Origin of the sequence: Larsenimonas suaedae (assembly GCF_023712105.1) — a bacterium.
Taxonomy (GTDB): Bacteria; Pseudomonadota; Gammaproteobacteria; order Pseudomonadales; family Halomonadaceae; genus Larsenimonas; species Larsenimonas suaedae.
The window spans coordinates 987645-1012267 of record NZ_JAMLJI010000001.1 but is presented as its reverse complement, the minus strand read 5'-3'; the positions used below and the strand labels follow the sequence as shown (position 1 = coordinate 1012267).

At 54.7% G+C, this 24623-nt stretch carries 19 protein-coding genes and 1 tRNA gene; 14 read left to right on the top strand and 6 right to left on the bottom strand.

What is annotated here, in order from left to right:
- The first annotated feature begins 61 nt into the window (after nucleotides 1–61).
- The 3 genes from fghA (at nucleotide 62) to NAT49_RS04725 (ending at nucleotide 2417) form a co-directional block, all read left to right on the top strand.
- Nucleotides 62–910: an S-formylglutathione hydrolase gene (gene fghA, locus NAT49_RS04735; RefSeq protein WP_251591042.1), complete on the top strand. Its 849-nt coding sequence runs from the start codon at nucleotides 62–64 to the stop codon at nucleotides 908–910.
- Nucleotides 911–996: 86 nt separating this feature from the next.
- On the top strand, nucleotides 997–1713 hold the full coding sequence (gene mtgA, locus NAT49_RS04730) for a monofunctional biosynthetic peptidoglycan transglycosylase (protein WP_251591040.1): 717 nt from the start codon (nucleotides 997–999) through the stop codon (nucleotides 1711–1713).
- Nucleotides 1714–1817: 104 nt separating this feature from the next.
- A complete protein-coding gene (locus tag NAT49_RS04725; protein ID WP_251591038.1) occupies nucleotides 1818–2417 on the top strand; it encodes an HNH endonuclease in 600 nt (199 codons plus the stop codon).
- A 14-nt stretch (nucleotides 2418–2431) separates the two neighbouring features.
- Here NAT49_RS04725 and NAT49_RS04720 read toward each other — a convergent pair whose 3' ends face one another.
- Nucleotides 2432–3037, bottom strand: coding sequence for a transglutaminase-like cysteine peptidase (locus tag NAT49_RS04720; protein ID WP_251591035.1), 606 nt, complete (start codon nucleotides 3035–3037; stop codon nucleotides 2432–2434).
- Between the two features lie 206 nt (nucleotides 3038–3243).
- Here NAT49_RS04720 and NAT49_RS04715 point away from each other — a divergent pair, with 206 nt between their 5' ends.
- Nucleotides 3244–3630 (top strand): DUF4168 domain-containing protein, encoded by a 387-nt coding sequence (locus NAT49_RS04715; protein WP_251591033.1) that lies wholly within the window; start codon nucleotides 3244–3246, stop codon nucleotides 3628–3630.
- 79 nt (nucleotides 3631–3709) lie between these two features.
- On the opposite strand, the gene NAT49_RS04710 is transcribed toward NAT49_RS04715, so the two are convergent.
- The 4 genes from NAT49_RS04710 to lpxO all read right to left on the bottom strand — a co-directional run bounded on the left by NAT49_RS04710 (nucleotide 3710) and on the right by lpxO (nucleotide 8870).
- Nucleotides 3710–4594 carry an AEC family transporter gene (locus tag NAT49_RS04710; RefSeq protein ID WP_251591032.1) on the bottom strand — a complete coding sequence of 295 codons (885 nt, stop codon included), beginning with the start codon at nucleotides 4592–4594 and terminating at the stop codon, nucleotides 3710–3712.
- Nucleotides 4595–4670: 76 nt separating this feature from the next.
- Complete coding sequence (locus tag NAT49_RS04705; protein WP_251591030.1) at nucleotides 4671–6956, bottom strand: putative bifunctional diguanylate cyclase/phosphodiesterase; 2286 nt, start codon at nucleotides 6954–6956, stop codon at nucleotides 4671–4673.
- A gap of 297 nt (nucleotides 6957–7253) precedes the next feature.
- Nucleotides 7254–7976, bottom strand: coding sequence for a 4'-phosphopantetheinyl transferase family protein (locus NAT49_RS04700; RefSeq protein WP_251591028.1), 723 nt, complete (start codon nucleotides 7974–7976; stop codon nucleotides 7254–7256).
- Nucleotides 7977–8870 carry a lipid A hydroxylase LpxO gene (gene lpxO, locus NAT49_RS04695; RefSeq protein WP_251591018.1) on the bottom strand — a complete coding sequence of 298 codons (894 nt, stop codon included), beginning with the start codon at nucleotides 8868–8870 and terminating at the stop codon, nucleotides 7977–7979. It abuts the gene before it with no gap.
- A 138-nt stretch (nucleotides 8871–9008) separates the two neighbouring features.
- On the opposite strand from lpxO, the gene dkgB reads away from it, so the two are divergent.
- Nucleotides 9009–9803, top strand: a complete 795-nt coding sequence (dkgB, locus tag NAT49_RS04690) for a 2,5-didehydrogluconate reductase DkgB (RefSeq protein ID WP_251591010.1) — start codon at nucleotides 9009–9011, stop codon at nucleotides 9801–9803.
- A gap of 70 nt (nucleotides 9804–9873) precedes the next feature.
- Here the strand turns inward: dkgB and NAT49_RS04685 are convergent, their stop codons facing one another.
- Nucleotides 9874–10443: a hypothetical protein gene (locus tag NAT49_RS04685; protein WP_251591008.1), complete on the bottom strand. Its 570-nt coding sequence runs from the start codon at nucleotides 10441–10443 to the stop codon at nucleotides 9874–9876.
- A 75-nt stretch (nucleotides 10444–10518) separates the two neighbouring features.
- Between NAT49_RS04685 and NAT49_RS04680 the strand changes: the two genes are divergently transcribed.
- From NAT49_RS04680 to NAT49_RS04640, 9 genes are all read left to right on the top strand, one after another.
- Nucleotides 10519–10595 (top strand) — tRNA-Ile (locus tag NAT49_RS04680).
- A gap of 543 nt (nucleotides 10596–11138) precedes the next feature.
- Nucleotides 11139–11666, top strand: a complete 528-nt coding sequence (locus NAT49_RS04675) for a hypothetical protein (protein WP_251591006.1) — start codon at nucleotides 11139–11141, stop codon at nucleotides 11664–11666.
- Between the two features lie 473 nt (nucleotides 11667–12139).
- On the top strand, nucleotides 12140–12763 hold the full coding sequence (locus NAT49_RS04670; protein ID WP_251591004.1) for a restriction endonuclease subunit S domain-containing protein: 624 nt from the start codon (nucleotides 12140–12142) through the stop codon (nucleotides 12761–12763).
- A gap of 1 nt (nucleotide 12764) precedes the next feature.
- Nucleotides 12765–14282: a type I restriction-modification system subunit M gene (locus tag NAT49_RS04665; RefSeq protein WP_251590995.1), complete on the top strand. Its 1518-nt coding sequence runs from the start codon at nucleotides 12765–12767 to the stop codon at nucleotides 14280–14282.
- A complete protein-coding gene (locus NAT49_RS04660; protein ID WP_251590993.1) occupies nucleotides 14272–15501 on the top strand; it encodes a restriction endonuclease subunit S in 1230 nt (409 codons plus the stop codon). Before NAT49_RS04665 ends, NAT49_RS04660 begins: the two co-directional genes overlap by 11 nt.
- Complete coding sequence (locus NAT49_RS04655) at nucleotides 15498–17354, top strand: DUF262 domain-containing protein (protein ID WP_251590978.1); 1857 nt, start codon at nucleotides 15498–15500, stop codon at nucleotides 17352–17354. The genes NAT49_RS04660 and NAT49_RS04655 overlap by 4 nt, the downstream gene beginning before the upstream one ends.
- Nucleotides 17351–20629: a type I restriction endonuclease subunit R gene (locus tag NAT49_RS04650; protein WP_251590976.1), complete on the top strand. Its 3279-nt coding sequence runs from the start codon at nucleotides 17351–17353 to the stop codon at nucleotides 20627–20629. Before NAT49_RS04655 ends, NAT49_RS04650 begins: the two co-directional genes overlap by 4 nt.
- Entirely contained in the window at nucleotides 20629–21393 is a 765-nt protein-coding gene (locus NAT49_RS04645; RefSeq protein WP_251590975.1) for a M48 family metallopeptidase, read from the top strand. Before NAT49_RS04650 ends, NAT49_RS04645 begins: the two co-directional genes overlap by 1 nt.
- 497 nt (nucleotides 21394–21890) lie before the next feature.
- Entirely contained in the window at nucleotides 21891–23900 is a 2010-nt protein-coding gene (locus tag NAT49_RS04640) for a type I restriction endonuclease subunit R (RefSeq protein ID WP_251591943.1), read from the top strand.
- Nucleotides 23901–24623: the final 723 nt, after the last annotated feature.

Below are 24623 nucleotides of genomic sequence, written 5' to 3'. Positions count from 1 at the left end.
AGGTTCGTCGAGCATTTTCAAAACGGGGCCTTTCGGCCCCGTTGTCGCATAGGAGGCTACCATGACCACTCAGCTCGAGTGCCTGGACGAACACCGCTGCTTCGGTGGACGACAACTGCGTTATCGGCATCGCTCCGAGAGTGTCGATGGCGACATGACCTTTTCCATATTCCTGCCGCCTGGCAACGAAGACACCGCGATGCCGGTTCTCTGGTGGCTTTCGGGGCTGACCTGTACGGATCAGAATTTCGTGCAGAAGGCCGGTGCCCAGCGCAAGGCCGCAGAACTTGGCTTGATCATTGTCTGCCCGGATACCAGCCCGAGAGATGCAGGCGTGCCCGGCGAAGACGACCGCTACGACCTTGGCTCCGGCGCAGGGTTCTATGTGGATGCAACCCAGGACCCGTGGTCCGAGCACTACCGCATGTACGACTATGTGACGCGGGAGCTTCCCTCTGTAATCCGTGAACATTTTAATGTGGCGCAGGCTCAGTCCATCAGCGGCCATTCAATGGGCGGTCATGGTGCGCTTGTATGCGCGCTCAAGAACCCGGGCAAGTATGCCTCTGTCTCTGCGTTCTCACCGATCGTGAATCCGACCGAGTGCCAGTGGGGCGTTGACGCCTTCCAGACGTATCTGGGTGAGGACCGCGCCAGCTGGAGTGAATACGATGCGTGTGAACTGGTTCGAAAGAACACCGCACGCCAGCCACTTCTGGTCGAGCAGGGCGAGGCCGATAACTTCCTCGATGAGCAGTTGAAGCCGGACCGGCTCGAAGCCGTCTGTCAGGAGCTTGATCATCCGCTCACGCTCAACATGCGCCCGGGCTATGATCACAGCTACTTTTTCATCGCCAGTTTCATCGATGAGCACCTCGATTATCACGCCCGTCACCTGAGCGGCGCCTGAGATCGAACGGCCGGCCCGTGTCGCAGTACGAAGACACGGGCCGGTTCGGTATACTGTCTGACCGTACACCGCGATAACGAGACCCCATGTCAGGCATAAAAACGGTCGCTACCCTTCTTAAACGCTGGTTGATTCGAGCGCTGCTGACGTTCGTGGTGCTTTCGATCGCTCTTGTGCTGATCTTTCGTGTCGTGCCGCCACCTCGATCGATGGTCATGCTCGAGCGTCAGATTTCAGCAAGCCTTGAGAGCCGCCCGTTCACGCTGAACTATCAGTGGCGTGCTTATGACGCGCTTTCAGATCAGGCCAAGCTTGCGGTCATTGCTTCGGAAGATCAGCGTTTTCCCTTCCATTACGGAATCGATTTCAAGCAAATACGCGCCTCTATTGATCGCTGGGTCGATGGTGGGTCGTTGCGTGGTGCCAGCACCATCAGCCAACAAACCGCCCGAAACCTCTTTCTCTGGACCGGGCGCAGCTGGTTGCGAAAAGGGCTCGAGGTCTGGTTTACCGGCTTGATCGAGCTTTTGTGGCCAAAGCAGCGCATTCTCGAGGTGTATCTCAATATCGCCGAGTGGGACGCGGGTGTGTTTGGACTTGAAGCCGCCTCCCAACACTACTTCAACCGATCATCCAGCCGGTTGACCCCGTCCCAGGCAGCTCGGCTGGCGGCTGTGCTGCCTGCGCCGGATGCGTGGAGCCCGGTTGCCCCGTCAGCGCGGGTATCACGACGCGCAGTGTGGATTCAGGGGCAGATGCGACAGCTTGGCGGTACGCGCTATCTGGAGACGCTCAAGCACTAAGACGCCACCGATGCTGTGCGCATCTTTTGATCCCTGCGTCATGCGCGTGTCACCGTAACGTGATAAAAAGATACAAGCCGTAGTTGTCATGAAGGAGGGTGGTTATGCGTCGTCCCATGATTCTTCGCTTGCATGCATCGGGCATTCCGATCGATTGGCTCACCCTTGAAGAGGCGACGATGCTGATGACGCGTCGGGAAGAGGGGGCCGTGGTCTGGACCGATGGCGATGCCCGTTACCGCTTGCATGGTGGTACCAACTCACTGACCGGGCGCCGGTCATTCGTCGACATACCTGAGGTCATCGGTGTGTCCCCGCCCTCAGGGGCCTTTCTGGCCTTCGAGCATACCGGATTCAACCGAGTGCTCTGCAAGCACCGTGAAGGACTTCGCTGCGCCTACTGTGGCTGTGAGTTGAGCCGCCAGGCGCTCACGATCGATCACGTGTTGCCGCGTTCACGCGGCGGTGAGCTTTCCATGTTGAACGCCGTGGCGGCCTGCCGTGACTGCAACGCCCTCAAAAGCAACCGAACGCCTGAGGAGGCGGGGATGGCCCTGCTGCTCAAGCCATTCGTGCCCACCATGGCCGAGGTGCTTTACATGATGCGCCCCCGTACGATATCACCGCTTCAATTGTGGTATTTGAAGCATCAGTTCAAGAATGCGGGCCTGCGTGATTACCTTACCGATGCACTTGCCGCCTGAGGAACGCGCCTGGATCAATAATCCATCAGTCGGGCGGCGCGCTCACTGAGCGGCTGACCGTCAAGCGTCAATCGGCTGGTCAAGGGGATCGGCGTTGACGCATGCTGATTCCAGCGTTCGGCGCTTTGTTGATTGAAGCTATAAAGCGGTGTGAGGTCATCGCGCTGCTTTAGGCTCAATACCCGCAGCGTTAGATTATCCAGAATCAGCGTTTGGTTCCTGTCTTGGTACCCAAGCACCATATGCAGGGCAGGGCTGAACTGATCCTTCATGGCGTAAAGGCGCAGCCGTTCATCGGCAATTCCGGTCTTTCTCAAAAGCTGGTACTTGGCCAACGCGAAATCTTCGCAGTCGCCTTCCCCATGGCGGATCAGGCTTGCAAATCCGCGCCATTCGTTGGGGCGAGTCGGTGTCTGATTGGCGGCATTATTGACGACGCGATTGATCAGAGTCAGTCGCTCGATGACTGGCAGTGCCCGGGCGCGAGCGATCAAGGCGCTCTCTGTGGTTGTCACTGCGTGGTGATCGACGTTGTTCCAGTAGGTGAATGTCACCGTGGCCCCGGCGTTCTGCGCCAGGGCGGTCAGAATGATCAAAAGCCCCAGAGTTGCCGGTCGCATGGGCCATTCTCCGTATCGTTGTTGCCTCATCTATCGGTTGGTGCCGGCCAAATTTAAGCATGTGCTATTGAAAGTACTGCGGTACGCCTCAACACATTAGTTGAAACGTTACGCACGCTTGCATGCGGTAACACATGAAATGTGAACTCATCGTCTAAGCTGGCGTCTTACAACCGACATTTAATGAAAAAGCGATTGGAGAATCCATGAAACGTACTACTGCTTTTCTGACAGCCACTCTTCTGGCCACAGGTACGGTCGCTGCGCCGGCATTCGCTGCCGATACCAACAGCAGCTCAAGTGCAGCCGCATCTTCCGCGACCCAGCACCCTAACTTCTCCGACTCGCAGCTCGAGAACTTCGCCTCTGCGTCCAAGGAAATCGCGGGTATTTCCCAGAAATACACCCAGCAGCTTCAAGGCGCTGACGATCAGGACGCGCAGCAGCAAGTGCGTCAGAAAGCCAACAAGGAAATGGTCCAAGCCGTTAAAGACAATGATCTGGACGTGAAACAGTTCAATCAGATCGGTCAGGCGGTTCAGAACGACCCGCAGCTGATGCAGAAGGTTCAGTCCATGGCGAAGCAGCAGTAAGCGCCATCGACGCCTAAAAAAGCCGCCTTCGGGCGGCTTTTTTTATGTCCAAAATATGTTCTTTCCAGAAGGCCGCGCTTCAACCGGCATGCATGAACAGGCTCAAAAGCAGAGGCAGATAGATAAACGACAGGATCGTTGAGCACAGCACCAAACTTGCAACGAATTCAGGCGACCGGCCAGCCTTTTGCGCAAAGAGGTAGTTATAAACAGCGACTGGCATGCACATCATCGCGATCAGAATCTGGCGAGCGAGCTCCGGCAGGCCGAGCAGATGCCCGATTCCAAAGGCAAGGCTTCCGGCCACCACTACACGCGCCGCTGCAAACGCGAATCCGGCCTTCAAGTTGCGCGCTCGAATGCTTGCAAGCGAGACGCCGAGCGTGATCAGCATCATCGGGATGGTAAAGCCAGAAAGCAGATCGATGCTGTTTTTAAGCCAAAGCGGTAGGGTGATGTCGAATGCCATCAAACCAATGGCGATCAGGATCGCATAGATGGTGGGCATTTTGAGCAGGCTGCGTATCGGATGGGTGCTCGAGGTAAATCCGCCGACAATGAACTGCGCAAGCGACACCACCACGAAAATGGCAATGGCCAGCGGGAAGCCACCGGTATCCTTGAAGGCATACATCATGACCGGCAGGCCCATATTGCCGGTATTTGAAAAAAGGGTCGGAGGCAGGATGACCTGCCATTCAAGCTTGAGCGCCTTGCTCAGAATCAAGGCGATGACGCCAAGGGCTGCAAGCATCAATAGCGTTGCGCCCGCCATCTGGGTGAAAGCGTTCACGTCCACCGGTGTTGAGGACAGTGAGCTTATGATCAAGCACGGGGTGCCGACATTGAGAACAAGCTTGGTGATGAATCCGGTGGGGTAGGGCTGGCCGAGTCTAACCCAGAAAAACCCGACACCGGCGCCTGCAAAGACGGGTGCCATGACGGCGAGTAGCTGTGCAAACATCGAGGATCCTGTGCTGCGGTTACCTTGTCGGCGTTGTAATCAAGGCGTCAGTGTACCGCAGCTACCGCGCTCATGCTTAAGTCGATCTCCGGGAGTACATGGAGGGAGCGCCTGGGCGGTCAGGGCAGCCCGAACAGCCTGCCAGGGTAGATTTGGGAATGACCAGGGGAGTACGTTCAAAGCGCTCGACCCACTCGATCAGGTCGTTGCATTTCAGAGGTCTTGCAAAGAAGTAGCCCTGGGCGATCTCGCATTCCATGGCGCTCAGCATGGAGAGGCTTGCCTCGTTCTCAACACCCTCCGCCGTGACTGACAGGCCGAGGTTGTGGCCCAGATCGATGATCGAACGTACGATCATTACGTCCTCGAACTGCGTGTTCAGGTTGAGAATGAACGATTTGTCGATCTTGAGCTGATCAATCGGCATATGGCGCAACTGCGACAGAGACGAATAGCCGGTGCCGAAGTCATCGATGGCAATCTCAAGGCCGAACTGGCGAAGCCGCTCAAGAATCAGCTTTGCCTCGAGCGGGTCCTGCATCAATGCACTTTCGGTAATCTCCACCGACACTGTGCCTGGAATCAGACAGTTGTCCTCGAACGCCTGCAAAAATTTATTGGGCAGGTTCTTGTCGAGCAGGTCCATGGCGGAGAGATTGATGGCCACATTGGTCTGAAACCCCTGTTTGCGCCAGTCGGCGATCTGACGGCTGACACGTCCGATCACCCATTGGGTCAAGGCGCCGATGGTGCCGGCGCGTTCGGCAAGCTCGATAAATTCATCCGGCGCAATGAAGCCAAGCGAGGTATGTTCCCAGCGTACCAGCGCTTCCACACCTGCCAGACGGCCGGTGCGCATATTGATCTTGGGCTGGTACACCATGTAGAGCTCATCGTTTTCAAGCGCGGCGCTCATGTCCTTGAGGATGCGCAGCTGGCGGAGGTGTTTTTCATCCATGCCGGACTGATAGACCTGAAAGTGGCTCGACAGATGCTTGGCCTGATTCAGGGCGATATCGGCCCGGCGAAGCAGCGCATCCGGCGCTGCACCATGCCGGGGGTAGCAGGACTGGCCGACGGAGACAGTAACGAAGGTCGGAGAAATGTCGCTGAGAACCGGGCTCTTGGTTAGCGCATTACCCAGTGAGCGCAGGCAGGGCTTGTCCATCGAGCTGCATGGGTAAAGCCACAGGTACTCGTCGGCGCCGATGCGATAGGTATAGCCGCGTTCGGCGGCCAAATCGCGTAGCCGGTTGCCGATTTCGATCAAGACCTTATCGCCATTGAGGTAGCCGAACGTGTCGTTGATGCGTTTGAAGTCGTTGATGCAAAACCGGTTAAGCGTAAAGGGGATATTTTCTTCGATCAGCTGCTCGACCTTGGCCTCGGCTGACTGTCGATTGGGCAGCCCGGTCAGGTGGTCCTGACGGGAGCGATGCAAAAGCTGCGAGGCGCGCTGATCAAGCTTTTCCTGCATCATGTAAAGGGTTTGAGTCAGTGCGCCCAGATCTCCCCCCTTGGGTAGAGGGCGTTCGGTCGGGCGGTACTGACCTTCGCTGATCTGACGAGCGACATCGTTCAAGCGTTGGATAGGGTAGCCAAGTGTTCGCACGGTGGCCCAGCTGATCATCATGGCCAGGCTCAAGGCGACGGCAAACATTGCTGCGAGCCGGTACTTCATAAAGCGAAAGGGCGCCAGGACATCTTCCCGGGATACGCTGAGAGCCGCCTGAACCTGCGCATTTGTCGAGTACCCGATCGGCAGCACCTGAGTAATGTTAAGCGGCTCATCGAGGGCGCTTGATTCATCGGAAAGCGTTGAAAACAGCACGTGCTTTACGCCTGCGTCATCAAGGGTCAACAAGGTGATGTCCATATCATTGAGCGTGCTGAGGCGATCGATGAATGCCTGCTCGATGGGGCTTCCAAGCACGCGCCAGTGAGGGCCGCCAGATTCCGGGGTCAAGCGCAGAAGATAGAGGTGGTCACCGGGGGTCTGAACGATGGCGCTCGCGCTGCCTTCCGCCGTCGCCCGCTGCCAGAGCGCGGTATAGGGAAACGTTGTGCCGGGCGCAAGCGCGGCAAGCGTGCTGGTGCTGATAGTGCCCTGCGGGTCGAGTGTCAGGACGATATCGTTGCCGGGGAATTCCTCTAAAGGATCGCCTTGCTGTGCCTGGGCTCGAAGCTGACGCTCCTCGTGGTCGATCTCTCGGCCTACCAGTTGAGCGGCCTTTTGGAGGCGTGTCTGCGCCTCTTCAATCAATTGGCTGCGATAATGTGAGAGTGCCGACACGGAAATTGCGGCCTGAGATGCCAGCAGCAGCAGGAGCATACCGATCACAAGCCGTGTAGTAACTGTCATGGGCGCCTCACCGTTTCAAATAATAAGCGAGCGGCGTTCGCTCGAGCCCATGGGCAGGCGCTTTGTGAGACCGGTATCCCCCCTGATGGGTATTGCGCTGGACAACATCGCACGTTCATCAAGATGGCTGGCATGACTGCCTCGGTTCGGTCTGGAATAAATACTCATTCGGACTGAGTCTCCATCGGCGAAACCGGGGTTTTCTTTATTGTCTCGAGCCGCGCCAAGACAGTGCTTGGCGTCTTTAGAGGTGCGCTGGGCGTGTTGGTGAGCGTGTTGTTAACCCGGAATGGAGGGTCAGGCGGGCAAGGCGAGAAAGGTCAGTAGATGATCGCGCTGATACTGCCAGTAGAGCGTGACCTCTCGCCCTGCAGGCCACTCGGACGAAAGCGATGTCAAGAGCTTCAATCTGATCTCCTGAGTGTCCAGGCAGAGACAGGTAAGCTCAGCGTCGTGGAAGTAAAATGCGACGCCGGTGATTGGGTTCAGCGCCTTGAAAAGGCTTTCCTTGGCCGAAAAAACGAGCGTCAATGCCGTTGCCTGGTCAAGGCCTGAGTGACGAGCCAGCCATACACGTTCCGTCTCGGATACGATGGCCGGGGCCAGTCGGTCTGCGCGGGCTGTAGGCATGATGGGCTCGGCATCGAGCCCGAGGGCGAGTACCTGGTTAGAGTGCGCCATCCATGCCCCGGCAAGCATCGGGCTGTGCGTCAGTGCGCCGGTAAATCCCGCCGGCCAACAGGGCCGGCGTCCGTCGCTTTCGAGCATGAAAGGGAAGGCGGGCGTGCAGCCAAGATCGACAAGCGCCTGACGCACACAAAGCCTTCCAGCAAGATACTCGGCCTGACGCTTGACTGCTGCGCGCTGAAGCGCCTGCGGCACGTGAACGCCGTGCCGGTCGAACGCCTCGACGCTGAATTCGTCGCGTTCGAACCACGTTGTGACCAGTAACCCGGTGCCGCTTAGGGCAGGGGGCAGCCGGGCGTGTGTCAGAGTAGGCGCGAATGAACCGGTCTTCATCTAGAACAGGATCCAGGCGATGACACCGATGAACAGCGCCCATTTGATGATGTAGTAGAGCGTCCTGTTTTTCTTCTTGAGCCGTTTGCCCTGCTCTCGCACCTTATAGATGTACTTGAACGCTCGATTGATACCGCCGGTGGTGTCGGAGTCGTCGTTGGGCGCGGCAGCGGCGGCCATGACGTTGCGACTGAACCAACGATTCAATGCGCCGGCCCATCGATACTTCATGGGGCGCTCGATGTCACAGAACAGAATCAGGCGGTCCTGCTCGGTCTCATTTTTGGCGTAATGAATGAAGGTCTCATCGAACATGACCGCCTCGCCGTCGCGCCAGCTGTAGGGGATGCCATCGACATCGATCAGGCAGCGTTGATCGTTGGGTGTACGAAGGCCCAGATGATAGCGCAGCGAGCCGGCGTAGGGGTCGCGGTGTTTCATCAGCTTGCTGCCGGCTGGCAGCTCGGCAAACATCGCGGCTTTCACGCTCGGGATGTTCGAGAGAATTTCAGTGGTTTTGGGGCAAAGCTCACGCGCGGAGGCGTGACTGTCGCCATACCATTTGAGGTAGAACCGCTTCCAGCCGCGTCGGAAAAAGGAGTTGAAGCCGGCATCGTCCTTTTGCGACGACCCCTTGATATGGTGCTCGAGCTGCTCGGCTTCATCGCGAATGACTTCCCATTGCCGAGTCAGTTCGTGAAGTTCCGGAAACGTCTCCGGCTGGTGGTAGGGGCGATCCGGTACGCTCGAAAACAGATACATGAACGCATTGATCGGCGCCATGAACGAGGAGTGATCGGAGAGTTGGCGTAAGGGTTTATGACGGACGCGCCCTCTAAAATGCACGTACAAGATGCTGGCAACGATCAGTGCCACGAGTGTCCATTTGATCATCGAACGCTTTCCTGGTGTTTCTGTAAGTCTTGATGCCGTTTGGCGCTGACTGCGTACTTTATTAGGTGGCTAACCACTTGAAAAGTTTTATCGGCGCCCTAAGCTCAATCGATACCACACAGTTCATGGAGTGATGACATGGTTCCCGCCATCGGATTTGGTACCTACAGATTAACCGGCGAACAGGCCTACAAGGCTGTACAGCAAGCGCTCGAGATCGGATATCGGCACATCGATACCGCTGCGTTTTACGAAAACGAGCGTGACGTCGGGCGTGCCATCAAGGACAGTGGCCTCGCGCGTGAGGATATCTACGTCACCACCAAGATCTGGTATGACCGCCTTGAGGATGTTGAGGCCTCGCTCGAGGAGAGCCTGGAGCGCCTTGGGCTTGATCACGTCGATCTGGCCCTGATCCACTGGCCGTCACCCAACGATGATGTGCCGATGGAGGCCTACCTCGAAGGACTCAACCAAGCGCGCGAGCGGGGGCTGACGCGAGAGATCGGCGTTTCGAACTTCACCATCGCCCATCTTGAAAAAGCGCTGACCCTGCCGGCCGGCAAGCATATCGTGACCAATCAGGTCGAGGTGCATCCCTACCTCGCCAACCGTGCGCTGGTAAATTTCTGCGAACAGAAAGGCATCAAGGTCACGGCGTTCATGCCGCTTGCCAGCGGTAAGGTCATGGACGATGACGTGCTGCAGGACATTGGCAACAAGCATGACGCGACCGCCGCTGATGTGGCCCTTGCGTGGCTTTCTCAGCGCGACATCGCGATCATTCCATCGTCCAGCAAGCCCAAGCACCAACAGAGCAATTTCGATGCCATTCGCATCTCACTCAGTGCCGAGGACATGACCCGTATCGATGAGCTGAATCGGGGCGAACGCATCGCCAATCCCTCGATGGCCCCAGACTGGGACACATAAATCGCGGCTCTCGCGCAACAAAAAGCCCCGCCAGTTAGCGGGGCTTTTTCGATCGCTAAGCCTTTATGGCTTACTGCTGAGAAAGCGTCGCATCCAGGCTCAAGGGGATAACATCGCCAAGACTCCGGTATCCGAGCAGGCTCATGATCAATTGTGCGTTGGGCTCTTCCATCAACGATTGTGCCTTGATCTCGACTGGCTCGCTGGTTGTGACTCGGTAATGCGTGCGGTCGTTTCGAGTGATCGTGATCGGCACATGATCACGCGTCGTATAGCGTTGATCCTTGGTCTCGAGCGCGATGCGGTGGTGCGCTGTCTCACCGATATTCAAGTCATTCAGCCAATCAGGGTCGATGGTGGTCTCAAGTGTTGCCATGCGCTGGTTGGTCTTGTCCTTGAGCCACGTCGGGATATTGGCGTTTCGAACGATATCGAGCTGATTGTACTGAAGCGGCACCGTCAGCTGACCTTCATCGGTAATGGTGCCGCCGAGCCGGTCGAGCGTCACCATATCTGTACGGCTGTCATGCGTCACTTCCGCCTGGGCATGACTCGTGCCGGGCTCAATCTGCCACGCCGCCTGGGCACCAGTCGCGGCAAGCATCAGACACAAGCCCCATCCCATTGATTTGATGCGCATAAAAACTCCTGTTTGCTGCTATAACGGGTTGGCGTCCTCGACCCTCATTGGGTATCATACGCATCCTTTCTGTAAGGGCCTATAGCTCAGTTGGTTAGAGCAGGGGACTCATAATCCCTTGGTCGTAGGTTCAAGTCCTACTGGGCCCACCATTAAAATCAGTACGTTACAGCCAATTATTCTGATACAGAAATGCGCTTTCTAAGTTTTGGAAGCACATAGGAAGCACGGCGAAAACGTTTTTTACTTTGATCCCTTTCCCGCCGTTTCGTTCTCTCCTTTTAGCATGGCTTTCAAGCCGTCGGATCTAGATCCGTCTTAAGAGTCATGGTATGCCATTTTATTTCTTCAGATCATTTCGAGTGAATAATTGGGAGAACTGATGTTCTCTGCTTCTGAACAGTGTCTGTGCCAAAGCTTTTTGCACTTACTCGTCACACTGCCCCTTCTTTGATAACAGCCATTAGCACAACCGCGATACTTGATTCCGTTTAACTATAAGTCGTGCTAACGAAGTCCGTTCGTTTTAGCGGTCTGTGTCAGCCTGCTTGCCACTAACTACTGATGCTCAGCTCAAGCGAGGAAGTTGGCCGTTCGGCTTGCAGTCTGATTCTTGGTTACTGTCATATATGTACTGACTCTTTTTATTTTGATGACGCGATTAGTGGAGGCCGCCCGTGAGGGCCGCATAAGCCATGACAGCACGATCTGATTGGAACAGTATCAAAGACGATTACAGGGCAGGGCTGGTAAGTATTCGTGCCATTGCTGCTCGGTACAACGTTCCTGAAAGCACCATACGCAGTCGAGCTAAACAGGAGGGGTGGCAGCGAGATCTTGCCGAAGAGGTTAAAGCTGCTACCAAAAACAGGGTTTCGCGCGCTTCCTCGCGCAGCAAATCCGCGCATTCTGAATCGCATACCAGAGATGCTGAGATTGTGCAGTCGGCTGCGGATGAGGCGGAGCTCATAATCAGTGAGCATCGCCGCTCTCTGGCACGTTGGCGAGCTATTTCTGAGCGACTGGCTGACACATTGAATGCAATGGAAATTACCGAGACCAATCATGACAAAGTGGCTCGCTCGTTAAACAGTGGTGTAGATGCGCTTTTGAAAACGATCAGAGGTGAACGACAGGCTTACGGTCTTGATGAAGAGGGTAGAGAAGATGAAAAGAAACCAGTGCACGAGCTCATTGACGAGCTAAGAAAGGCAGGTCAATAGATTTAAAATGGAAGCTATTTGCGTTCTGATTGACTGATCCTCTTTTTATTAAAGATATATTATATGTCTTTAATTTATCCCTCAGCCTAGCCTCTAGGCTTTGGCCGCTTTAAATGTTTTTGTCTGAAAATTAATCTGCCCGAATATTCATTCCTGCTGCCCAAGGTGAGCTTTAGGGCAGCAGTATTTGTAACGATGAGAAAGAGACTTATAGCCGGGAGTTTTAATAAGCGATAGTGCTCTTATGAGCATGGGCAACGTTTGAAAAGTGTTTTTCAGGGTGAGGTACAACAATATTTTGCAACTGGCTGGTTAGTTCAACTCACCGCCAAGGGTGGCTGCTATAGCTTGTGAAATTTGTTCGTTAGCCCCGTTTTTGTCAGATGAAACAGCATCCGCATAAAATGCATCTTGCTCGATGATGCAAAGTAGGGTAGCTTACCTCTACTTAATTGCATCAAAGAGCATACTGCATGAAGCCGATAAAAGTTGAGCGCTCTACTCTCCAACACTTGGCCAGCATCCAGCCCGGTTATCCCTTCCGTGGCAAGCTGCCACTGGATGACCGCGGTGATGCCTTCGTGGTGCAGTATCGCCATATGACGCTGGGCGAATGCCTGAACGATAAATCGGGTAGCGCACTGGATCGCGTTGTTCTGCCGGGACTAAAGCATCCTGAATATCTTCGCTCGGGGGATATCCTCTTTATGGCCAAGGGGCCGCGTAACTACGCGACTCTGGTCGGGGAGGTACCCAGCAACACTGTCTGTACTCCTAACTTCTACCATCTCCGGCTTGCCCCCCGGGCGCACGGGCTGACCCCAGAATTTCTGGTCTGGCAGCTCAACCATGTAAATGCCCAGCGCTATTTCGCCAGGTGTTCCCAGGGTACCTCCGCGCCAAGCATCACCAAGGCACAGCTGGGCGGCCTGCCTATTGTGATCCCGCCGATCGAAAAGCAGGAACAGATGGTCAGACTCGCCAATGCCGCGACCCAGGAACAGCGGCTTTTGCACCGTTTAATTGAAAACCGCCAGCGCATGATTGATGTGGTTGGCCATGAGCTACTGAATTCCAATTCAACGACAGGAAAATAAGATGAGTAACGACGCCATCAAGCAGGAACAGATCAACAAGGCGGTCTGGAACGCCTGCGACACCTTTAGAGGTACCGTGGATCCGAGCATCTACAAGGACTACGTTCTGACCATGCTGTTTGTGAAGTATCTCTCAGACGTCTGGCAGGACCATTACGACAACTACAAGGCCGAGTACGGCGATGCTCCGCAGCTGATCGAGGAGCTCATGAAAAATGAGCGTTTCGTGCTACCGAGTGATGCCGGCTTCTACGCACTCTACGAGCATCGACATGAGCCGGGCAACGGTGAGCGCATCGACAAGGCGCTGCACGCCATTGAAGAGGCCAACATCGTCAAGCTGGCGGATGTGTTCCAAGACATCAGTTTCAATTCCAGCAAACTGGGTGATGAAAAGCACAAGAACGACATCCTGCGTTACCTGCTGGAAGACTTTGCCAAGCCTGAGTTGAACCTGCGCCCGAGCCGAATCGGTAAGCTGGATGTCATCGGCAACGCCTATGAGTACCTGATCAAGAACTTTGCGGCCACCTCCGGCAAGAAAGCTGGCGAGTTCTATACCCCACCGGAAGTCTCCGAATTGATGGCCGAGATTGTCGAGCCCAGGGCAGGCGATGAAATCTGCGACCCGACCTGTGGTTCCGCGTCACTGCTTTTGAAGTGTGCCAACCAGATTCGAAAAGGTCAGTCGGGCTCGAAGAATTTCGCGCTGTTCGGCCAGGAAGCCATCGGCAGTACCTGGGCGCTGGCGAAGATGAACATGTTTCTGCACGGCATCGATAACCACAAGCTGGAATGGGGCGACACCATTCGCAACCCGCGGCTGCTGGATGCCAACGGTGGCCTGAAGCACTTCGACGTTGTGGTGGCCAATCCGCCGTTCTCGCTGGAAAAGTGGGGTGTTGAGGGCGCTGAAGCCGATCCCTACGCTCGGTTTCGCCGCGGTTTGCCGCCCAAGACCAAAGGTGATTACGCCTTTATCCTGCACATGATCGAGACCATGAAGCCGAAGACCGGCCGCATGGCAGTGGTTGTACCCCATGGCGTGCTGTTCCGGGGCTCCAGCGAAGGCAAAATCCGCCAGAAGCTGATCGAGGAGAATCTGCTGGATGCCGTCATCGGCCTGCCCGAGAAGCTGTTTTACGGCACCGGGATCCCGGCAGCGATTCTGGTGTTCCGCAAGGACAAGACCGACAACAACGTGCTGTTCATCGATGCCAGCCGCGAGTTCAAGGCTGGCAAGAACCAGAACCAACTGTCAGATGAGAATATCGCCAGGGTGGTCGACGGCTACAAACAGCGCGAAAGCTCGGACAAGTACGCCTACCTGGCCAGCTTCGAGGAAATTCAGGAAAACGACTTCAACCTCAATATTCCGCGCTATGTGGATACCTTCGAGGAAGAGGAAGAGATTGACCTGATGGCCGTGCAAGCCGAGCGGAAAGAGGTCGAAGCGGAAATTGCGAAGCTGAACGAGCAGATGGACGGATATCTGAAGGAGCTGGGTTATGCCGTATAGCTCTATTGAAGCTAAACCAATCGGATACTTGTGCCAAATAATCGACTGCGAGCATAAAACAGCACCATATGTAGAAAAATCCGAATTTTTGGTTGTACGTACTAGCAACGTTCGGAACGGACAGCTGGTAATGGACGATATGAAGTTCACAACCGAGGCTGGGTATCGTGAGTGGACAGAGCGTGCAGTACCTGAATACGGCGATGTGTTATTTACTCGTGAAGCCCCAGCGGGCGAAACCTGTTTGGTTCCCCAAAATACTAATGTTTGCATGGGGCAGAGAATGGTTTTGTTACGACCAAGGCGAAAAGTTGCGGATCCTTTTTTTCTATCCCAGATATTGGCAACAGAGAAGTGCAAGTTTTCGATTAAAAGGTTGTCTATAGGTTCAACAGTATCTCGAATTAACATCTCCGATATAAAATCCCTACGGGTGGCAGCTCCCCCTCTCCCAGAACAAAAAAAAATCGCCCAGATTCTCTCCACTTGGGATCAGGCCATCACTGCCACCGAGCGTCTGCTTGAGAACAGTCAGCAGCGAAAGAGGGCCTTGATGCAGCAGTTGCTGACTGGAAAGAAGCGGTTGCCGGGGTTTGAGGGGGAGTGGGAAACGATTGAGCTTGGCAGTTTAGGATCGACGTACTCAGGATTGAGTGGAAAAACTAAGGAAGACTTCGGGGCTGGTGAGCCGTTCGTCACATATATGAGCGTTTTTTCCGATGGGGCTCTTAGAGTAGACCGGTTTGATCGCGTAAGGTTAAGTGATAGCGAGTTTCAAAATAAAGTTCAGTATGGCGACATTCTGTTTACAACTTCTTCTGAGACCCCGGAAGAGGTTGGAATGACTTCGGTTCTTCTTGAAAAAATCCCCTACGACATCTACCTAAACTCATTTTGTTTTGGTTTCAGGCTTTATTCTTTTGAAAAACTAGTTCCAGAATACGCTAGGTATCTTTTCCGAGGAGAAGAGATGCGGAGGCGGATAGCAGCTCTCGCTCAAGGCGCTACTAGGTACAACTTGTCAAAAAAGCAGTTAGTGAAACTTGACGTGCTGTTACCAGGAAATTTCGAGCAGGCAGCTATTTCTAAGGTTTTAGCAGCCTCAGATATGGAAGTTTCGGCAATTAAGTATCGACTAAGGTGCTTGAGAGATGAAAAGAAAGCCCTGATGCAGCAGTTGCTGACCGGCAAAAAACGGGTACAGGTAGAAGCCGCATGAGTACATTGGAGAACAAGATTGAGGCCCGGCACCGCAGCCTGTTCGACGTCCTGAACGAGCAGAAGTATACGGTCGACTATTTCCAGCGGGAATACAGCTGGGGCGAAAAGCACATCGAGGTACTGGTGACGGATTTAACCTACACCTTTCTTGGTGAGTACTCCTCGGGCGATAAGCGTGAACAGGGCGAAGATTACAACAATTACTACCTTGGCCCCTTCGTGGTCAGCAGCAAGGATGGCAAGCGCAGCATCATTGATGGCCAACAGCGGTTAACCTCGCTGACACTGCTTTTAATCTACTTGAATAACCTTCAGAAGGAACTGGGTTTCAACGAGAAGATTGAACCCATGATCTTTTCGGAGCTGCGCGGCAGCAAGTCATTCAATATTACGGTCGAGGAGCGTATTCCCTGTCTTGACGGGCTATTCCACCATGGGGAGTACCTGCCGAGCGAGGACGACGATGAGTCTACTCGCAACATGGCCGAGCGGTATCAGGATATCGAGAAGGCGTTTCCGGATGAGCTGAAAGGTGAGGCGTTTCCGTTTTTTATCGACTGGCTCAGATACAACGTGATCATGGTAGAGATCATCGCCTACTCCGATGAGAACGCCTACATCATCTTTGAAACCATGAACGACCGTGGCCTTAATCTGACGCCTTCAGAGATGCTGAAGGGGTTTATGCTGTCGCGTTTTGACAGTGCCGAGAAGCGCAGGAAGGCCAATGAGTTCTGGAAGCAGGCCATGCTGGAGCTCAAGGCCTATGGCAAGGAGGAAGACCAGCGCTTCTTCCAGTCATGGTTACGCGGGCGCTATGCCGAGAGCATCCGACCCGGCACGGCGGGGTCCAAAAACGAGGACTTCGAGAAGATCGGTACCCGCTTCCACAGCTGGGTGCGCGATAACCTTTCCAAGATAGGACTGGATGCCAACAGTGGGAACTCTTTTGAGCAGTTTGTTCAGGAGGAGTTTCGCTTTTACTACAAGGCTTATATTCGCATTCTGGATGCGGAGTATGAGCTGGTGCCGGGGTTGGAGCATGTGTTCTATATCTCCCGCTGGGGCATCGCGCCGACGCTGAGTTATCCGCTGATGCTGGCGGCACTCAATCCTCAGGACAGCACCGAGATCGTCATTCGAAAAATCGATACCGTTGCCGCTTATATAGAGGCATTTGTGGTGCGTCGGTCAGTGAACTTCCGCAATTTTTCCGCCAGCTCGATTCGCTACACCATGTACAGCCTGGTCAAGGAGATCAGAGGCAAGGACTTGCCCAGCCTCCAGGCGCTGCTGAGCCAGAAGTTGCAGGGAATGAGTCAATCCTTTGCCGGCATGGAGGATTTTCGCCTGCATGGACAGAACAGACGCTTTGTAAAATTTCTGCTGGCCCGCATGACGGCCTGGTGTGAGCAACAGGCGGGTATGAGCAGCAGCTTTGTGACCTATTACGAGCCGGCCAAGGGCAAACCCTTTGAAGTAGAACATATCTGGGCCGACAGCTTTTCCCGCCATAAGGATGAGTTCGAGCAGGAGCACGAATTTCAGCACTATCGAAATCGGCTGGGTGATCTGGTGTTGCTGCCTCGGGGAACCAATCAGTCCTATGGTAACCAGCCCTTTGATCAGAAAAAGGCGCACTACATCAAGGAAAACCTGCTGGTGAAGTCGCTCTGCCCGCTGGCGTATGCCAATAATCCGAATTTCATGAAGCTTCGCTCAAAACTCGGCCTTCCGTTTCAGCCCCATGAAAATTTCATGAAGGAAGACATCGAAGCGCGACAGTCACTCTATCAATCGATCTGCGAGCACATCTGGCCCGAACGGTTGACCGAACTGGAGGGCGCATGAATAGCACTCCTCAAGGCAGCGAGCAGCACTCCAGCCATATTCCCGCACTGGCGACCCTGATCAATCTGGGATGGACGTTCCTACCGACGACAGAGTGTCAGACTCTGCGGGGCAGCCAGCGTGATGTGGTCATGAAACCGGTGCTGGAGCGGGTGTTGCGTAAGCGCCGGTTCGAGTTCAAGGGGGCGTCATACCCGCTATCCGATCAGGCTGTGGATCAGGTGATTCGAGAGGTGACGACGCCCTCCATGGCTCAGGGCCTGATGGAGGCCAACCAGGCCGTGTATGAGCTGTTGACTCTCGGGGTTACTGTTACTGAGTTCGTTGGCGGCAAGAAGGCCCAGCCCACGATTCACCTGATCGATTGGGAAAATCTGAACAACAACGAATTTCATGTCACCGAAGAGATGGAGGTGTTGTCCACCCAGGGCACGCACACCCGCCGCCCCGATGTTGTGATATTCGTGAACGGTATTCCTCTGGCCGTGATTGAAGCCAAGCGCGCTGCCTCCAGCAGCCCCGGCAAGAGTATGGTCGAGGAGGGCATCAGCCAGAACCTTCGCAACCAGAAGAATGACGAAATCCCTTACCTGTACGCTTTTGCCCAGTTGTTGTTTTCCATCAGTAATCACGATGGCCGGTACGGTACCACCCACACTCCGGCCAAATTCTGGTCGAAGTGGCAGGATGAAGAGTTCGACGATCAACATGTTCAGGGCATCAAGAACCGTGCGCTGGCGGAGTCGGACAAAAACACTCTGTTCCAGAACAGACCTGCGAAGGTCCGTGTCTATTTCGAGCAGCTCTGGTCATCAGCAATGCTGCCAACGGAACAGGATCGGTTGTTGGTGGGGTTGCTGGACCGGCATCGTTTTCTCGAGTTCCTGCGCTGCTTCATTTTGTTCGATCGCAAGGTCGGTAAAATCGCGGCGCGGTATCCGCAGGCCTTTGGTATCAAGGCCATGCTGGAACGCATTTCCGATTTCAAGCCCAACGGGCAGCGTAAAGGTGGTGTGCTCTGGCATACCACCGGATCCGGCAAGTCATTCACCATGGTTTATCTGTGCCGAGCGCTGTTGCTCAGTGATGCCCTGAAGAATTGCCGAGTCATTGTGGTGACCGATCGGGTAGATCTGGAGAAGCAACTCTCCAGAACCTTCCTTACCGGCGGCGCGTTCGGCAGTGATATCGCTGGCAAGAAAAGTGGTGAATCTCTCGCCAAGACCCGTTCCGGTAAGGATCTGGCCAGACGTATCGGTCAGGGCAACGAGCGCATCATTTTCACCATCATCAACAAGTTCGCCTCAGCGGCGAAACAGCCGGAATGCCACAACCCCTCCAGCAATATCATCGTAATTGTCGATGAAGGCCATCGAAGCCAGGGCGGGGAGAACTATCAGCGGATGCGCCAGGCTTTGCCCAATGCGTCGTTCATTGCCTTTACCGGCACCCCGCTATTGAACAAAGAGAAAAGCGAAACGGCCGACAAGTTTGGCGCCATCATCCACGCCTATACCATGAAGCGGGCAGTGGAAGACGGCACCATCACACCGTTGCTTTATGAAGAGCGCAAGCCTCTGTTGGATGTCAATCAGAAGGCTGTAGATACCTGGTTTGACAAGGTGACGGCGTCCCTGTCGGACGACCAGAAGGCTGATCTCAAGCGCAAGTATGCAAGGCAGGGCCAGATCTATACGGCAGAAGACCGTATCAAGCTCAACGCCTTCGACATCGGCGTGCACTTCAGTGAAAACTTCAAAAAAGCTGGACTTGAGCTCAAGGGGCAACTGGCCACCGACAGCAAACTCAGCGCGATTCGCTACAAGCAGGCTCTGGACAGTCTGGGCTTGGTGACCAGCGCCATTGTGATCTCTCCACCGGATACCCGGGAAGGGCACACCGACGTTGATGAATCCAATCAGCCGCTGGTGCAGGAGTGGTGGAAGAAAAACGTTACCGGCGATCCACAGGACTACGAGAAAGCTGTCATTGAAGATTTCGGCACTGATGGGGCGCCGGATATTCTGATTGTCGTCGACAAACTCCTGACCGGCTTTGATGAGCCCCGTAACACGGTGCTTTACATCGACAAGCAGCTGAAAGGGCACAACCTGATTCAGGCCATTGCTCGAGTGAATCGGCTGCACCCTCAAAAGCCCTTTGGCTATCTCATCGATTATCGCGGCATCCTCAAGGAGCTGGATACAGCGCTCAAGGATTATCAGAACTTCGAAGAGCAGACCCAGGGTGGTTTCGCCATCGAGGATATCGAGGGTCTGTATTCAAGCGTGGATACGGAATACAAGAAGCTTCCAGCCCTGCATGACCGGCTCTGGGGGTTCTTCAAGGGCATCAGCAACACTCTTGATCAAGAGCAGTATCGACAGATCTTCATGCCGAAGTACGAAGCGGACGAAGATAGTGTGGAAATCGATACTCGGCAGGCACTGCGTGAAGATTTCTATGAAGCGCTCACCGAATTTGGCATGTGTCTGAAGACAGCGCTTTCGACCCAAAGCTTTTTTGAAGACAAGGCTTTCAGTGAGGCCGACATCCAGCGATATAAATCGGATTTGAAGTGGTTCGCGGATCTTCGCAGGACCGTTCGCATGGATGCCCAGGAAACCGTGGATTACTCCGTGTACGAGGGTCAGATTCGAGATCTGATCGATCGGTATGTGACTGGCGTGGATGTTGTCCCCGGCGACGAGCCGGTACTCATTGATCGAGTGGACGACAACATGAAAGAGTGGAGCGATGAAAAGACCAGAAACGAAACCGACAAGATCAAGACCAGAACGAAAAAGACCATCGAGGAACAGCTTGGAGACGATCCTTATGCGAAAAAGGTGTTCTCAGCCCTGTTGAAGGAGGCCATTGAGAAAGCTGAATCCATGTTCGACTACAAGGCCAGGTTCAGGCTGTTCAGTGAGCTGGAAGCAAAGGTCGAAAAGCGTGAAGTGCCGGGTATACCGACAAGTGCCTTCCAGGGTAATAAGCATGCTCAAGCTTACTACGGCGCTTTCAGGATGGTTCTGGAGGATGATTCCTCGAAGCTGGAGGCGGACAAGAGCGAGCAACTGATCGAAGAGGCCTTCGAGATCGATAGGGTCGTGAATCGGGCTGTGGCCGAGAATTCCCTGAACCCCGTTGGAATTGAGCAGGAGGTTCGCAAGACTCTGCTGCCTCGATTATTCCCGCTGATCGGGTTGGACAAAGCCAAAGAGGTATTGGATGAAGTGGTACACATTCTGCGCAACGGAGTAGCGAAGTGATGACAGAGGTGGAGCCGGCGCGGGATGGCCAATCACCGGAATATACGGCCCGATACGGTGAGCGGACGTTCCGGTATTGCCTGCGCTATCTACCTGATCACAAGAAAGCCACCATCAAGGTTCATGTGCACCCGAACGGGAAGGTGCAGGTCGATGCGCCAGAATCTGCCCCGCTGGCCGATATCAAATTGGCAGTTCAGCGGCGGTCGCGCTGGGTTTTAAATCACTTGGACGATATCGAAGAGCGAAACAGCCATGTTCGTCTGCGGCAGTGGGTGAGCGGAGAGAGCATGTTGTACCTGGGTCGGCGGTATGTACTGAAAGTGATCAACGATTCGGACCAGCGTAGGGTCACTTGCAAGCTCATTGGTGGGCAGCTGCGTGTACAAGGTCGAGAGCTGACGCCCGAGCGAACGCAGAAAGCTGTTCACCAGTGGTACAGGGAGCGAGCTCAGGACGTATTTCAGCGCCGGCTGGCAATAGTAATCGACACACTACCGTGGACGAAGACTCTTCCATCGTGGCGCATGATAGAGATGCAGACACAATGGGGGAGTTGTTCGCCCGATGGGGAGGTGCTGTTGAATCCACACTTGGTTAAAGCATCAACACGGGCCATCGATTACGTGCTGCTCCATGAGCTTTGCCATTTGGTAGAACACAACCACAGTTCGAAATTTTATGAACTTTTGGACAGGTTCATGCCGGAGTGGCGTTTTGTGAAAGAGGATCTGGATAGAAGAGCAGAGACGTTTTTGGTTTGATGCTGGGCGTGTTGATTTAAGCAGGCTCGGGCCGTTGAGTATTGATGTCGCCTACGCAGTAGGGGTGGGGTAGCAATAGTAGGAGTTGTGCATATCCGACACCTCTGCGCTTTTACAGGTATCATTTATGCACCGGTAAGAATTTTGCGTAGAGGAATGATGCTCCCCTGCGTTTGTAAGAAGACCCGGTGTTCTAATGGCCATATTAGGCATCGAGAACTCGATCTTAAGCAGACATCACTCCAGAGTCAGGACGCTACGGGCTTGGGTCAATTGGCGCCGATCCTGCTTCATTTGACGATCGGTATCGCTAGCCTGTGCCAGCATGGCCTCCAACTGCTCTTGGGCCGGCTGCAACGCCTGAGTAATACACATCTCCACACCTGTTCGTGCAGACTGAGCATATTCTGATCCTAAGCGCGTATCTCTGGGGCCCATGGCGGGCGAGTGAAGATGGTCCGCAGTCTCTGGGTGAAGTGGAGAAGTCCGTCACCTCGATGCTGAGGCCTGCGATGTTGCTGGACCTGCTTGCCAACTTTACGGCCTTCGCCACCCAGAAGGGCAAGCAGCGGATCAAGATCATTGCCCGGTACCAGCAGGTCGATGGGGTGAACAAGATCGTCGAGCGGGTCGTGGCGGGCCAGCCGCGCAAGGGGCTGATTTGGCACTTCCAGGGTTCGGGCAAGTCGCTGCTGATGCTGTTCGCGTCTCGCAAACTTCGGCTCCACCCGGCCCTGAAGAACCCCACCGTGATGGTGGTGGGCGACCGACTCGACCTCGACAGCCAGATAGCGGGTACCTTCTACGCGGCAGACATGGCCAACCTAGTTCGTGCTGAGACGAGAAAACACCTTGCTGAACTGCTGGCCAACGATGTCCGCAAGGTGGTAATCACCACAATCCACCGGTTTGGCGAAGCCGAGGGAGTTCTCAACGACCGTGACAACGTCATCGTCATGGTGGATGAGGCTCATCGCACCCAGGAGGGGGACCTGGGCCGCAAGATGCGCGATGCCCTGCCCAATGCTTTTCTGTTTGGCTTGACCGGTACGCCCATCAACCGCGCCGACCGAAACACCTTCTATGCCTTTGGTGCGGAGACGGACCAGAACGGTTACATGAGCCGCTATGGCCTGAATGACTCGATCCGTGACGGGGCGACCAAGGAACTGCACTTTGAGCCTCGCTTGGTAGACCTCCACATCGATCAGAAGGCGATCGAGGAGGCCTATGCGGAAATTACCAAGGGGTTGACCGATGAAGACAAGGACAAGGTAGGGCGAACAGCCGCTAGGATGGAGATCCTAGTCAAGGCGCCTAAGCGAGTTAGCGCGATCTGCGGTGATATTGCCAAGCACTACAAGGAGAAGGTGGCCCCCAGTGGGTTTGGCGCTCAGGTGGTCACCCTCGATCGTGAGAGCTGCCTGCTGTATAAGGAGGAGCTCGACAAGCACCTTCCTCCTGAGACCTCGGATATCGTCATGTCGGTATATAGTGGTGAGGAGAAGTACGCCGACTATCGACGTGACCGGGATGCCGAGGAGAAGCTCCTGGATCGGTTCCGGGATCCCAAGGACCCGCTCAAGATAATCATCGTCACCTCGAAGCTGCTAACCGGCTTCGATGCACCGATCCTACAGACCATGTATCTCGACAAGCCGTTGAGGGACCATACGCTGTTGCAGGCGATCTGCCGAACCAATCGGCCCTATGGCGAGCAGAAGACCCATGGCCTGATCGTGGACTACCTCGGAGTTTTCGATGATGTCGCCCAGGCCCTGAAGTTCGATGAAGAGAGTGTAAAGAAGGCGGTGAGCAACATCGCGGAACTTGCCGAGATGCTACCCACCGCCATCCAGAAGTGTCTCGAATACTTCGCTGGCGTTGATCGCACGCTCACAGGTTACGATGGGCTCATCGCGGCGCAGGACTGCCTGCCCAGCGACGACCTGCGAGATTCGTTCGCCTCCGACTTTAGTATCCTCAATCGGATCTGGGAGGCGTTGTCACCAGACCCGGTGCTAAAGCCCCACGAGACTGACTACCGCTGGCTGGCCCAGGTCTACGAGTCGCTGAAGCCATCCACCGGTACAGGCAAGCTGCTGTGGCATAGCCTAGGTGCCAAGACCATCGAGATGATCCATGAGAACGTGCGCGTCGATACCGTGCGTGACGACCTAGATACGCTCGTACTGGATGCCGAGCTGCTGGAAGCGGTGCTGGGTAGCCCAGACCCCGAGAAGAAGGCCAAGGAGATCTCGGTCAAGCTCACCGGGCGGCTTCGCAAGCACTCTCACAACCCCAAGTACAAGGCCCTGGCGGAGCGCCTCGAAGACCTAAAGAAACGGCATGAGAACGGTGTGCTGGTCAGTATCGAATTCCTCAAGAAGCTCCTGGAGCTGGCCAAGGACGTCGTCAGACTCGAGCGTGAGACACCCGTAGAAGAAGACCTGGATAGAGGGAAGGCTTGCCCTCACCGGATTGTTCGAGGAAGCCAAGTGCGGTGATACTCCGGTCATGGTGAAGCGGATCGTCGATGACATCGATGAGATCGTGCGTGCTGTTCGCTTCGATGGTTGGCAGACCACTCATGCAGGGGAGAGAGAGGTTAAGCTGGCTCTGAGGAAGACGTTGTTCAAGTACAAGCTGCACCAGGATATTGAGTTGTTCGAGCGCTCGTACGAATATATTCGGGAGTATTACTAATTTATGTACATCGGCACGAATAGTCACTAGAAAGCTCGTCAGTATCTTTAGCTAAATGCGGTTAGCTTTGAACTTCCCTTTGACACAGCATAAAAGCCATGGCGATTTCCTTGGGAAATCGCCATGGCTATAGCGGGGAACGTTTATTTTTTGGCTTGTCTGGCCATGAGCTGTTGTTCGCCAGCCGCTGCTTCCCTCTAGTGGGGTTGTAATGAGAGGTTCTAATAAAGATAATTTAGAATCTAGACGAGGAGGGCAGGCGAAAGGTCTGAAAAGCTAGGGGCAATCGCCCAAGCGAAAGGAGAAGAGCCGGCAGTTTCGATGCGAGTATAAAAAAAATTCTACCTATACCGAGCGCATATCAACAGCAAACTGCACGTGCCACGGTCTCTCGCCTATCAAGTGACAACGCGCTTAACGCTCCTTGGTCTGGACAGCCGCCTGCCCAAATGCGCCCGCCCGGTTAACTTCGTTGAGCTCGAGATACTGCCTGGCATTAGCGATCCACAAGACACATCAGCCTG